This is a genomic window from Nostoc sp. UIC 10630 (assembly GCF_010747425.1).
GTDB lineage: Bacteria > Cyanobacteriota > Cyanobacteriia > Cyanobacteriales > Nostocaceae > Nostoc.
On the sequence record NZ_JAAGOG010000203.1, the window covers coordinates 1 to 13,566 of the forward strand.

Annotated in this window: 11 protein-coding genes and 1 tRNA gene; 5 read left to right on the forward strand and 7 right to left on the reverse strand. The window is 41.2% G+C overall.

What is annotated here, in order from left to right; all coding sequences use genetic code 11:
• Positions 1-1,931 (reverse strand): PAS domain S-box protein (locus G1O98_RS31230; protein ID WP_175586943.1); only part of this gene is annotated, 1,931 nt, incomplete at its 3' end.
• A 517-nt stretch (positions 1,932-2,448) separates the two neighbouring features.
• Here G1O98_RS31230 and G1O98_RS31235 point away from each other — a divergent pair.
• From G1O98_RS31235 to G1O98_RS31245, 3 genes are all read left to right on the forward strand, one after another.
• Entirely contained in the window at positions 2,449-2,661 is a 213-nt protein-coding gene (locus G1O98_RS31235) for a hypothetical protein (RefSeq protein ID WP_163936525.1), read from the forward strand.
• Positions 2,662-2,723: 62 nt separating this feature from the next.
• Complete coding sequence (locus G1O98_RS31240) at positions 2,724-4,007, forward strand: hypothetical protein (RefSeq protein ID WP_243458599.1); 1,284 nt, start codon at positions 2,724-2,726, stop codon at positions 4,005-4,007.
• Positions 3,995-4,384 (forward strand): ATP-binding protein, encoded by a 390-nt coding sequence (locus G1O98_RS31245; protein ID WP_345940613.1) that lies wholly within the window; start codon positions 3,995-3,997, stop codon positions 4,382-4,384. Before G1O98_RS31240 ends, G1O98_RS31245 begins: the two co-directional genes overlap by 13 nt.
• Positions 4,385-4,735: 351 nt before the next feature.
• On the opposite strand, the gene G1O98_RS31250 is transcribed toward G1O98_RS31245, so the two are convergent.
• From G1O98_RS31250 to G1O98_RS31260, 3 genes are all read right to left on the reverse strand, one after another.
• Complete coding sequence (locus tag G1O98_RS31250; RefSeq protein ID WP_163936532.1) at positions 4,736-6,142, reverse strand: 1-acyl-sn-glycerol-3-phosphate acyltransferase; 1,407 nt, start codon at positions 6,140-6,142, stop codon at positions 4,736-4,738.
• Positions 6,143-6,443: 301 nt separating this feature from the next.
• A complete protein-coding gene (locus G1O98_RS31255) occupies positions 6,444-6,890 on the reverse strand; it encodes a DUF2127 domain-containing protein (protein ID WP_163936535.1) in 447 nt (148 codons plus the stop codon).
• A gap of 480 nt (positions 6,891-7,370) precedes the next feature.
• A tRNA-Ala gene (locus tag G1O98_RS31260) sits at positions 7,371-7,443 on the reverse strand.
• A 73-nt stretch (positions 7,444-7,516) separates the two neighbouring features.
• Between G1O98_RS31260 and G1O98_RS31265 the strand changes: the two genes are divergently transcribed.
• Positions 7,517-8,434: a rhodanese-related sulfurtransferase gene (locus tag G1O98_RS31265; RefSeq protein ID WP_163936538.1), complete on the forward strand. Its 918-nt coding sequence runs from the start codon at positions 7,517-7,519 to the stop codon at positions 8,432-8,434.
• 154 nt (positions 8,435-8,588) lie between these two features.
• Here the strand turns inward: G1O98_RS31265 and G1O98_RS31270 are convergent, their stop codons facing one another.
• Positions 8,589-9,341, reverse strand: coding sequence for an alpha/beta hydrolase (locus G1O98_RS31270; RefSeq protein ID WP_163936541.1), 753 nt, complete (start codon positions 9,339-9,341; stop codon positions 8,589-8,591).
• 65 nt (positions 9,342-9,406) lie between these two features.
• Positions 9,407-9,919, reverse strand: coding sequence for a flavodoxin FldA (gene fldA, locus G1O98_RS31275; RefSeq protein WP_163936544.1), 513 nt, complete (start codon positions 9,917-9,919; stop codon positions 9,407-9,409).
• Positions 9,920-10,381: 462 nt separating this feature from the next.
• Here fldA and G1O98_RS40335 point away from each other — a divergent pair, with 462 nt between their 5' ends.
• Complete coding sequence (locus tag G1O98_RS40335) at positions 10,382-10,558, forward strand: hypothetical protein (RefSeq protein ID WP_228058017.1); 177 nt, start codon at positions 10,382-10,384, stop codon at positions 10,556-10,558.
• Positions 10,559-10,801: 243 nt separating this feature from the next.
• On the opposite strand, the gene G1O98_RS31285 is transcribed toward G1O98_RS40335, so the two are convergent.
• Positions 10,802-13,330 (reverse strand): mannose-1-phosphate guanyltransferase, encoded by a 2,529-nt coding sequence (locus G1O98_RS31285; RefSeq protein ID WP_163936547.1) that lies wholly within the window; start codon positions 13,328-13,330, stop codon positions 10,802-10,804.
• Positions 13,331-13,566 lie beyond the last annotated feature (236 nt).

A 13,566-nucleotide genomic window follows, 5' to 3' on the forward strand; every position in this document is an offset into this window, starting at 1 on the left:
GCTCCCCCCCTCCCCACTCCCTGATTTAACAAATTTTTTAACACCATTAAGTTACCCATCACCGAAGTTCGTAAATCGTGGGCAACTGTATGCAAAACAACATCTTTTATCCGATCCAGTTTTTCAAATTCTTGCATTTTCTGCTGCAACTGTGCTGTTCGTTCTTCGACTTGTTGTTCTAAATTAGTGTTAAGTTCTGCAAGTTTTTGGTATATCTGGCTTTGCTGAATGGCGATCGCTACTTGTTCTGACATCTGTTGTAGCAAATCAACTTCTATTGGCTGCCAATGACGCGAACCTGAGCATTGATTGGCAATTAACGCACCAAATAATTCATTACCTAGCATCAGTGGTACTGCCAAGCTAGCCTTTGTTTGGAATTTTTGATAGTGTGCTTTAACTTTGGGAGATACTGCTATTTGTGTAATGTCTTCAACAACACGCACAAGATTATCTTTTAGTAAGTTTCTCAATTCTTGTAAATAAGCTTCATCATTAGTAGACCAACCTAAGACTGATGGATACTTGGGATCTACTGATTCGGCAAGGGTTCTGACTCCTAACTTGGCATTATTTAAACCAATGAAAACTCTATCTGCTTGCAGAAATTGCCTAACTTCCGTTACGGTGGTTTGAAGAATTTCCTCTAAGTTAAGGGAAGACCGAATTCGCACTAAAGTTTCTGCCAACAAGCGATCGCGTTGTGCTGCTAGGCGAAATTGCGCTTCTACTTGCTTGCGTTCTGTAATGTCGTGATGGACTGCTAGGATCGAAGGGATATTATCTAAATCAATGATTTCGGCTGAAAGCACCGTTGTAATTATCTTGCCAGACTTTTGCCGAAATTCAAATTCCAAGTTGCGAACAACTCCTGTGCTTTGCAACTGATTTAACAAATTTAGGCGATCGCGATCGTCTACCCAAAGATTTAATTCAAAAGAAGTTTTACCAATCACCTCATCTCGCTCATAACCTGAGAGTTCGACAAAACTGTCGTTAACTTCGATAAACCGCCCTTCTTGCAGCGTACTAATGGTAATGGAATCAGGACTGCAACTAAAAGCTTTAGCAAATTTTTGAGCAAGATTTTGTAAGGTTACTTCTGCTTGTTTGCGTTCTGTAATATCTCGGACAATTGCTAGTACTTCATCTTCACCACTCACTACCAACCGCGCCTCATAATCTCTGGCTCCCAAAGGCGTTGCTAGTTGATATTCGCAAGTTTGCAAAGTTCCAGAATCTAAAGTTTTAGCGATCGCTTCCAGGCTAATTGCTGCAACATCACTAGGCAATAACTCTTGTACGCGTTTCCCAACTATTTCTTCTCTCGAAAGAGTGATATTTGCTCCCTCACTTTTCAAATCGAGATACTCGGCATCGCGGCTAATGCGAAACATCAAATCGGGAATAGCATCTAAAATTGCTTTATACCGAGCCTCGCTCACTTGCAATTCTTCTTCGGCTTGTTTTCGGTCTGTAATATCCATGACTAAGCCATTCCAAAGAAAATCGCCTGCTTCTTGTTGTTCGGGTTGCGAAGTACCTTGAATCCACTTCAGTTTGCCACTAGGCGTAATGATGCGACCTTCCCAATGCCAAGGTTTAAAAGTGGTACTACAAACAGTAATAGATTCTGTAAAAGCTTTTATATCCTGTGGATGAATCAGTTTATATAGCACCTGAAAGTCTGCCTGTACAGCTTCTGGTTTTAATTCATACAAATATTCACAGCCAGAACTAATATAAGGGATAAACACAGAGCCATCCTGCCGTTGCAGAATTTGGAAAATCATCCCCGGTAAATTGGCAGCAATTGTTTCCAATAGAGCGATCTTCTCTGGCTGGAAATCTGGTGATTTGACAATTTCATCCACTCTTTGAACCTTTGATATATAAGCAATTGACATAATATTCAAGGCAATCATAGCCATTATGAGACTTTTTTGGCTGTTGGCGTTATCACTAACAGCAGAAAAAGTTCCTCTACTTTCAGAGTAGTTCTGGATGCAGCGATCGCATTCACCCAATCGGGTGAACCAGTTGTCCAAAAACCATCAGTTCACGATTGCTGTAAATAGATAGCGGGGTTTTTAGTCCAGCCTGAGTGAAGTTGAGGTAAAGATTTAAGACCCAAATTGAATCTCTTAATTTTAGTTGCTGTGTTTAGGAGGAATTTCAATCCTCTTCTGAAAACTAAGCTAATCATCAATCAAGTTGCACCATGTTTCTGTGCGTAGAGTGGTTTGATTGCTCTAATTCCCTCCTTTTTAAGTAGCTTAGGGAAGATCAAAGCCTTAACCCAAGGTATTGTTCTATATACAACTAAAAGCGCATCAGCTTATCCCTATCTTCTTGAAAAGCAAACCCTAATTTTGGGAATAATAACTATATATCTGCTAATAAAAGTCAAATTTTTGACAAGCAATCTTGATTATTGAGAGCATAACCATGACAACAGCAATTCCTGAAGTTTATAGAATTAGCGGCTATAAATTAATAGAAATCCTCTATCAAGGCTCCAAAGCTAAAGTCTATAGAGCCATTAGAATGGTGGATCAACAACCTGTTGTCATTAAAATTTTACAAGTAGAATCTCCTACTTTTAACGAACTATTACAGTTTCGTAACCAATACAGCATTGCCAAAAATTTAATCCATTAGTTATTTTTATAGATGATTTACAATGGGCAGATTTGGCTTCCTTAAAATTGCTCCAATTATTAATGAATGAGTCAGATTCAGGATATTTATTACTAATTGGTGCTTATAGAGATAATGAGGTATCAGCGCCCCATCCATTAATATCAACTTTAGACGAAATTGGGAAAGCTGGTACAACAGTTAACTTGATAAATCTGCAAAATCTGAGTCAAGTTAAATTGAATCAATTAGTAGCTGATACATTAGGCTGCAAAGAAGAATTAGCATTTCCTCTTTCGCAATTGGTCTGTCAAAAGACTCAAGGAAACCCATTTTTTGCTACACAGTTTCTCAAAGCATTACACCAAGATGGGTTGATTACCTTCAATTTTGAAGAAGGCTGTTGGCAATGTGATATTGGCAGAATTAATCAACAAGCCATGACGGATGATGTTTTGGAATTCATGGCGTTTCAATTGCGGAGGCTGCCAGAATCAACTCAACAGGTTCTCAAGTTAGCGGCTTGTATCGGCAATCAATTTGATTTAGTAACATTGGCGATCGTTTCTGAACAGTTAGAAATCGAAACGGCAGCTTGTTTGTGGAATGGGTTACAAGAAGGTTTGATTTTGCCTCAAAGTGAAGTTTATAAGTTTTCTGTTGGGCAGGAAGAACAAATATTTACTCAACAAAGTTCTCAAAATACTGTATACAAATTCTTACACGATCGCGTGCAACAAGCTGCCTATTCCTTGATTCCAGCAGACCAAAAGCAAGCCACCCATTACAAAATAGGGATGTTATTGTTACGCAATTCCTCAGATTCGGAACAGGAAGAACGACTATTTGAAATTGTCACTCATTTAAATGCGGGTAGTTCCTTAATCACTCAACCTTCAGAGCAGCAAGAGCTGGCAGAATTAAATCTGATTGCTGGACGGAGGGCAAAATCTGCAACTGCATACACAGTAGCAGTCGAGTATTTCACTGTGGGAATTAGCTTGTTGTCGCGTCATTCTTGGGAAAGTCACTATGACTTGACCCTAGCGCTATATGTTGAGGTGGCTGAAGCTACTTATCTCAATACCGATTTTGAGCAGATGGAGCAATGGGTAAAAATTGTGTTGCAACATGCTAATACCTTGCTCGACAGCATTCCCATCTACGTAACCAGAATGATGGCAGCAAAATCGCAAGGTCTTCCATTGAAAACGCTGAACATTGGTTCGCAAGTGTTGCAGCTATTGGGTATTGAGTTTCCTCAACAACCAACTCCGGCAGATATTGGACAGGCAGCGCAAGCAACTATAACGAAAAACATCCGGCAATTGAAGTCATCACTAACTACGGAAATATTCCTGAAGTAGAATGCTTTCCTGGACAACTTAATCAGGTATTTATGAATTTGCTGGCAAATGCTATTGATGCGTTAGAAGAATCAAACCAAGGATATAGCTTTGAAGAAATTGCAGTTAATCCTAACTGTATTACTATTACCACATCAATATATAATGATACTCACGTCAAAATTAAAATCTCTGATAACGGGATTGGCATGAATGATGATGTCAAAAAGCGAATTTTTGAGCATTTATTTACAACTAAACTTGTAGGTAAAGGTACAGGATTAGGATTAGCGATCGCTCGACAAATTATAGTTGAAAAACATGAAGGTACTTTGAAAGTAAATTCTACTTTTGGACAAGGTTCTGAGTTTGAGATAACACTACCAATTGGGAATTGACATTACTATAGGCAGGAGGCAGAGGGCAGGAGGCAGAGGGCAGGAGGGAGGAAAACTGCCCGGCGCTATCTGTTTCCTGCCGCAAACATCTGGAGCAAGGGTTTAAGATGAGAACACTGTTGCGTTAGCTTCCCGCTTTCTTACGAGAGTTCAGTGGCTCTAAAGACGCTCGCAGACTCGCTCTAAGCGTACTCCTACGGAGAAGCGAGCTACGCGTAGCGTCTCTAAGAGTTGCTATGCCGCAGGCTTTACGCTGCGCTATCAGTAGGGGTCGAATCCCCTACTGATTTGCTTCTTCTGCCTCCTGCCTCCTGCCTCCTGCCTCCTGCCTCCTGCCTGCTTCAATTACGCCTAGCTAATCATTTTCTCTAAAGCAATTTGCAAATCTTTTGTCAAATCGCTTACACCTTGTCTAGCTGCATAGCGATCGCCCTGAGAATTGCGAAAGCGTTCAGTAACTGAAATTGGCTCTCCCACAGTGATGTGTGCCTTTCGCAAACCTAAACGAGGTCGCCCTGGAAGTGTTGTATCTTGAATTCGAGAAAGCATATCGAATACAAGTAAGGCTGTTTCTGCAAACCTTTCTGCTGTCGGTTTTTCTTGAATATAAGTAGCTGTGACTGCAACAAAACTTTCCACTATCCGCATGTGCCGCATTCGCAAGTCTGCTTCCTCAGCAATCCAGTCTGCTAAACCGCGTTTAAAGGGTGGTAAAGCATTGATATCTGGCAAATCTTCCCGGTAAATGTAATTCCAACCAGCCTCTTCCAAGCGGCGACAACGGTCAATAAAGTTACCCTGTGCCTGAACTCCAAAATATTGCTCAGTAACTTGTAAAGCCTTATCCAGCAAGCGATGAAGTCGGGCAATTAATACCTGATTTGGGCTAGCATATTCATCAGTTGAGATGGTTTTTGGGATGTCTTGATGATAGAAGCGACGATAAAACTCTTCCATCTCAGTAATGAGATATTCAGCCAATCTACAGAGGCGTTGATAGTAAATCTCTTCTTGAGTACCCCGATCAATTTCCTTAACTGCCAAGCCGCTATCAACTTCCAACTTACTCAACAGCCAATCCAGTTTAGACCAAGGTGGCTCGACGTAGCGATACTGGATAGCGATCGGCACAATAATCACAGTTTCAGTGCGATTGGCTTTTTGTAAATCTTCTACACACCAGAACCCCATTTGAGCAACGCCTGGTTCCAGTGGGCTAACAATACCACTATGACCATTAGTACCGCCTTCTGGCGCTACTGCGATCGGTAGTTCGCCATTAGCAAATAACTCCCGTGCAGTTTGGATCGCTTGCCGATCTAATCGTCTACCCCGATGAACCGGTACACCTCCCACCCGTGAAAATAACCAACCTAGCCAATTTCCAGCCCAAACCGTCATCCCCCGGTCATAGAGAAAATAACTGTGAACAAGGGATTGCAGTCCAATACCTTTCTCACGGGCAACTCGTGGCACAATGCGGGAAAGCAAATACAGCATACACAGAGGATCTTCTACCTCTGGGTGACGGAATGCTAACAAAAAGCGAATTTTCCCAGCCTGGAATTGTTGATAAAGGTCAGCTAATACCTCAACATTTTGGGCTTCAATACCGACAATCCCAGCCGTTAGCCAAGGGCGAGTACGAAACCGTAGTGCGATCGGCAGTAACCACCGAACAATCTGGAGTACCAATGGGTTAAACCGTTGAGTAATAAATTTCAGTGGTGGTTGAGTAGACTGAATCGATCTAGGCAAGTCGCTCTCCAGATTGTGTTTTTAGCGATTGTACAACGTACTAAGTGAAAAGATTCATAAGTACTACTTCTTAATCAAGACTCAGCACTAAGAAACTCTTCAAAGATATATAAACCTCATCTATGTTGAAACCTAGAGTTTTTTAAAAGATATATTTATGTAGGTTGGGTGGAGTGAAACGCAACCCAACATTACCACTTATTTATGTTGGGTTACGCTATCCCTGCACCCAACCGACAAAACTACAAAACTACGGTTCTCAAGGTAGACGAGGTTTAGATCCTAAGTATCGAATAAAAAATTACTTTGGATGTTTAGGAAAATTTCGGAGTAAATATCCAAATACAGCTAGATTTAACAAAAAGATGAATGTTTTTATCAGAGATATTCCCCGAATTAATTCATAAACTTCTGGCGGGATACTGATACCGACAAGTCCCAATACCAAGACATGGGCCCAACGCTTCTCGTACCACAAACCAACAGCTTCAATAGTAGTAACAATAGCATAAACTCCTGCTCCAATGCCGCTAAATGCCAAAGTTCTAGGATTTAAATTGATAACTTTCTTTAAAATCCAATCAATAATTATCGATTTACCTTCTAAAACATAATTTTCTGAGAAAGCCTCTAGAGTTTGATAATTTTTTAATGTCAATAATAAAGCAATAGAAGTAACCATAAGTAGCAAGGCAGCAAATGATTTGTAGGCAACAATTGCCACTAACCCCAATGGACGCTTTTTCAAACAACCCCCTAAAAATATATATAAGCCAAACTTTGATTTACTGCCTCTGGATGATACCGACTAAGAAGTTTATTGTAGCAACACTTTCTTGTCTCATTTTTCCACTTTTTGCAACCAGTAAATCAAGTGTTAATACTACCGATTGAAGTGTGGGATGTGGGTTACAACTCCAAAACAGAAATATTGTTGCGGAAGATTTAGTTAAGGCTGCTGTCATTGCTAACAAATTCAACCGCAAATTTTGAACCTCAAAATTACCTACGTTTTGTCAGGTAATAGTTGACTTAATTATGTAGAGATTTTTCTAACTAAGTACAGCTTTGAAAATAAGACGATTGGATGTGATACTAACTTACCTATCTCTTAACTTTTAGCCTAATAATTGCCAAACCCCATTCCGTACTAGATTAAGGGATTTTGATTTAGGTGTGTTTTATTTGGGTATTACTAGCGATCGCACTTGAGATAAATTATATCCAATGGAGGTTAGCGGACTCGAACCGCTGACATCCTGCTTGCAAAGCAGGCGCTCTACCAACTGAGCTAAACCCCCATAAAATTAAAATAGCAGGCAACATTCGTTTGACGTTGCTATTGTAACTTATATTATTTTCTTACTAATAGGGATGAATTCAGAAAACATTCAGATTATTGCAGCATTGTATAAATTTGTCAAGCTGCCAGATTTTGCCGAGAAACGAGATCCTCTGCTGTCTTACTGCCAAGCGCAAGGTGTCAAGGGGACAATTTTGTTGGCACAAGAAGGCATTAACGGTACAATAGCGGGTTCGCGTCAGGCGATTGATTCTGTTCTCTGGTTTCTGCGTAGTGACCCCCGTTTAGCAGACCTAGAATACAAAGAGTCCCATACTGAAACTCCACCTTTTGAGCGGATGAAGGTGCGGTTGAAGTCAGAAATTGTCACTTTGGGGTTGCCTGAAATTGACCCAACTGAGAAAGTTGGCACTTATGTCAGTCCCCAAGAATGGAATGATTTGATTTGCGATCCAGAAGTAACTGTGATTGACACTCGCAATGATTATGAGGTGAATATCGGTACTTTTCAAGGAGCAGAAAATCCCCAAACTAGCTCATTCCGAGAATTTCCCGATTATGTGGTACAGAACCTTGACCCAACTAAACACAAAAAGGTTGCCTTGTTTTGTACAGGTGGCATTCGCTGTGAAAAGGCTTCATCTTTCATGCTTGCCCAAGGTTTTGCAGAAGTTTATCATCTCAAAGGCGGCATTCTCAAGTATTTGGAAGAAGTTCCGGCACAAGAAAGTTTATGGCAAGGTGAATGTTTTGTCTTTGACGAGCGGGTAGCTGTCAGTCATGGGTTGGAGGAAGGAAGTTATGAGTTGTGCTTCTGTTGTGGGTATCCAATTTCTGAAGAAGATAAAATATCTCCCAAATATGAGCAGGGTATCTCCTGTGCCTACTGTTTTGATAGCCTCACCGAGGAGAAAAGATCGCGTCAACAGGAAAAATGGCGGCACTACCAAACCCAAGTTGCTAATTCCAAAAATCGGGATGTAAGCTAACGGATTTCAAGTTTGTGTAGAGGGGATCTAATACCATTTCTGTTTCAAGATGCGCTGATAAGAGTTATCCAAAACTACAGGCTGTAAGGGCAATTGATGAATTGCCCCTAGGTGAATCAAGCGCAGCCTCACATAGAATATCTCTAGTCTTAACTTAATTTGTAGAAGTACTAAAAGATAGTGCAGATGCTTCTATCAAATGCGAAGGGTGGCGTTTCCAAAAACTCAAAATCTCTTCGCCAACCTGTTGAGGATAGAAGTAGTGAAAAAAATGATACCCTTGTGGGCATTCCCAGAGTTTATCTTCTGGCTTCAACCAATTCAACCAGTCATGTAATACAGTTGGGTTGACTACCGGATCACTCTTGCTACCACATACCATCATTGGCATAGAAACTCCACCCTTGGGTAAATAAACCAACTTAAACAAAGAGTGTTGCGAGGGAGATTGTTCTAAATCTTTATCTAAGGCAGCTACTAACTTCTTAGTGGTATGAGGTGGTTGATTTCCAAAAAGACTGCGAACGGTGCTTGCTAAAACTAGCTCACGGCTGATACTAAAAAGTTGTCGTTGAAAGTAATAGTGAGCTTGCCAATTGTTTGCAGGTTGAGCTGCTACAGCCAGGAGAGTTAGCGATCGCACTTTTTGGGGAAATCGGCGAGCAAAGGTTAAAGCGATCGCACCACTCATCCCATGTCCCGCTAAATGCACGGGGCGATCGCGCCATTCTAAAAAATCATACAGCAACTCCACAGCTTGATCTATGGAACTCGCTTCATCTTTGGTTTGTTGGTATTCCCACTGGGCAATTCTCATATACCCAGATAAGTAATCAAGTAACGGTTTATCAAAACGCTTCAAAATAGGACTTGCATTTAACCACAGAACATCAAATGAATCAGACATAAATTACCTATAATTTCTAAGCTATCAATAGTAGGGGCTTACAGCTAGCTGTAAGCCCCTAATTTCTACAAACCAAATTCTGTTTTCAACTGAGCAACCCAAGTTTTAATTCGCTCGTCTGTGAGTTCGGATTGACTACCTTCATCAAGTGCCAAACCAACAAACTTGCCATTTTTCAAAGCTCTAGAATTCTCAAATTCATAACCCTCTGTTGACCAGTAGCCAACAGTTTTACCGCCGCGCTGGGAAATTTTTTCTTCCAGAATTCCCATTGCATCCTGGAAATTATCGGCATAGCCATATTGATCTCCATCACCAAAATAGGCAACTAATTTACCACTAAAATCTATTTCATCCAGATCGGAATAAAAGCTTTCCCAATCGCTCTGAAGTTGACCAATATCCCAAGTTGGAGAGCCAATAATCAGTAATTCATACTCATCAAAAGTGGTAGTATCCGCCTCGTAAATAGGATGTAATGTTACAACATCACCACCAAACTCATCCCGAATTTTTTCAGCATCAGATTCAGTGTTGCCAGTTTGAGTACCATAAAACAGACCGATTTTTTTCGACATATTGCCACCTCGTATATGAATTTGGAACGCAATAATTTACGCAAGGATACTTATTGTCCTTGCTTGTTGAAATATATTTTAGCTTAATGAATATCTATCTCAATAAGCTTGGAGATATCCTACCAGATTTATTGATAGTTTTTATCATTTAGCATGGGTTAAGTTTTGTAAAGTATTTTAGGGAATAAACCGGAAAAGCGGGCGGCGGTTCATTCCAACTCAATCAGGAGCGGGGCAATACGGTTCAAATGGCTACTGGCAAAAATTTTGAGGTTTCGAGACGCGATAAATCGCCGTCTCTACAAGTGTTTTGGTCTTACCTAAACTGTATTGAGGAGTAGGCTACAAACCAACTTCTTGATAAATGCCTTACGGTATCCTCACACAATATTCAAGGGAATTACTGGTTTCAAAAGTTACATTGCTAAAAGAAGCTAGAGAGAGTAAATTTTGTGTGCATTTATGAAATTAATCCAAATAATAAAAATAGCTGTAATTCCTGTTTTAACTGTATTGAGCTTGTTGTCTGCATCAAATAAAGCGCTAGCTGACTATTTAACTAGTCAGGGTTCAGGAGGTGATTATCGTTATGAATTATGGTCTAGCGATCTAGCGATGATAATAGCCATTACTATTTGAAAGTTTGGTCATCTGAGGCAAGCCAAAACTGTGACTCATACACTACAACTAGAGCATTCACCTCTACTAGGGAAGCTCTAATTTATTTTGATTGCAACTACGCTGGTAGAAATTTACCAGAATGTTCTCAATGATAATTTTGAACCCATCTCGCCAAAATTCGTTATTTATTGTAATCATGCTTGCGAATTCACTAACGTAATTCGTAATTAAAAAATTCAATTACGAATTACGAATTACGAATTACACTTCTGCTGGTTGATATTCTTGTTGTCTTTCCACAAAACTCTGAACACGGGTACGGTAATTTCTCACAGTCTCATCTACCCATTCGCGATCGTTGCTATTTGCATACAGATGTACCAGTGGTTCGCTAGCATCTGGTAAAACTAACAACCAACTATCATCATAAGGTTGACAAATTTTCACTCCATCAATAAGTTCTAAGTTTTGGGCTGGGTGAGTTTCCACTAAGTAACGCATCAAAGCACCCTTGGCTGTCCACGGACAACGGACTGTATAAGTTTTATGAATTACACGGGGCAATTCTGACCGCGCAGCAGCTAGCGATCGCTCCTGTATAGTCAACATCTCAATGATCTTTGCAATACAGAACATAGAATCAAATCCCGGATGCAGTTGCGGGAAAATAAAACCAGTCTCTCCACTACCTCCCAAAACCACATTCGGATTTTTTTGACAAGCTTCCATTAAAGCTGTAGGGTTGGCTTTGGTGCGAATTACCCTGCCATCATGACGACGGGCGACTTGTTCAATAGCACTAGAAGCATGAACCGGGACTACTACTGTTCCTCTGGGGTTAGCCGTCAGAATCATGTCTACCATCAGTGCTGTTAAAGTTTCCCCACGAATTGGGTAGCCAGATTCATCAACTAAAATCAGCTGTTCTCCATTAGCTGAGACTTGCACACCAAAGTTAGCTTTCAATGCTTCCACTACATGACCTAACTGAGTTAGCAGTCCTTCGCGATCGGTGATTGACATCGCCGATTTATTGACACTGGCGTTCAGTACTACTGCATCAGCACCAAATTTATCCAACATTTGGGGTAAAACTGCCCCTGATACTGCATAAACATAATCAATCACCACTTTTGCCCGACTATTGCGGAGTGTGTGAACATGCAAAAGTTTCTCAAAAGCAGTACAGTAGCGATCCATGACTTGGCTGGGGTAAGATACATCACCAATTTCATGAATTAGCGCCCGCCGCATATCTTCCTTGAAGTAAGCACCTTCGATTTTCTTTTCTAAGGCTTTGGAGATATTAATGCCCTTAGCATCCATGAATTCAATCAGAATGTAGTCAGGGCGATCGGGGTGGACTCGCACATGGATACCACCAGCTACCGACATTGTGGGTATAACCGTGCGGGCAATGGGGATAGCTGTAGCATCGAGGTTTTGAATATCAATACCTACTGACATTAAACCAGCAATGAGCGATCGCGTCACCATCCGAGAGACATTACGCTGGTCACGGGAAACCGTTACCTTAGAACCAGGTTTCAAGGTAGAACCGTAAGCAGATCCCAATTTCACGGCGAATTCTGGGGTGATGTCGATATTCGCTAATCCTTGCACACCACGTTGCCCAAATAAATTTCGTTGAGCGGTGTTGCCCCAAATCAAGTTAATGTTTAAAACTGCCCCTGACTCAATCTTCTTACTTGGCCATACGCGCACACCGGGGCTAATTTGGGCTTCTTCTCCCACCGTGGAAAGCGAACCCACAACAGCAGCTTCTAATACATGGGCGCGGCGGTCTACACGAGCGCCACGGGAAATCACACAGGCAGAAAGATGTGCTTCATCGCCAATAAATGCCCCATTCCACACTATGGGGCGTTTGAGATTAGCATCAGCGCCAATAGTAACGTTATCGCCAATTACAGTCCCGGCCTCAATCTGCACTCTTGCACCGATGCGGCAATTATCACCAATCACTGCTGGGGTTTCAATTACAGCCGTCTGATCGATGTAAGTATTTTGACCTACCCATAACTCATGGGAAACTTCTTTGTAGGCAAAATCGAGATTTACTTTTCGATCTAATGCATCATACTGAGCTTCCCGATAGGCATCTAAGTGACCAACATCACACCAGTAGCCTTGAGCGATGTAACCATACATTGGCTCATCTTTTGCTAATAGTAAGGGGAATAAGTCTTTGGAAAAGTCGCATTCAATGTTTGCTGGCAGATATTCTAAAACTTCTGGTTCGAGAATGTAAGTGCCAGTGTTGACGGTATCGGAAAAAATTTCACTACTAGAGGGTTTTTCTAAAAATCGCCGAATTCGTCTTTCCTCATCCGTAATCACCACCCCAAACTCAATCGGGTTAGGAACCCTGGTTAAAATCAAAGTAGCTTTCGACTTGTTTTGTTTGTGAAATGCGATCGCAGCCGTGAGGTCAAAATCTGTTATGCTATCACCGCTAATGACTAAAAAAGTTTCATCCAGAAGTTCGGCAATGTTTTTCACACAGCCTGCTGTACCCAAAGGCTGATCTTCTTCGACGGCATAAGTCATCTGAACACCAAAATCGCTGCCATCTTGAAAATAGTCTCGCAAGACATCAGGTAAATAATGCAATGTCGCAATAACTTCTGTAATTTGATGTCTCTTCAGAAGATTGATAATATGTTCAGCAATTGGTCGATTTAGGATTGGCACCATCGGTTTGGGCAGATCGCAAGTTAACGGGCGAAGCCGCGTTCCCGAACCCCCTGCCATCAGTACTGCACGCATAAATCCTCCTTAAAGTAGTTACAGCCTTCAGCGCTTGAAAACGTATCACATATATTTTGTTCTTCTTTCTCTAGTCTCCTATGGATATCGATTTTTGAGGAACTTCCACAAGATGCATCTACGTTGGGGATTGGGTATTGGGAATTGGGCATTGGGCATTGAGCATGAAGAAGAGACAAGGGAGACAAGAGAGAGACTTGTTCAATAATTCCTCCTTGTCCCCCTGCCTCCCCTGC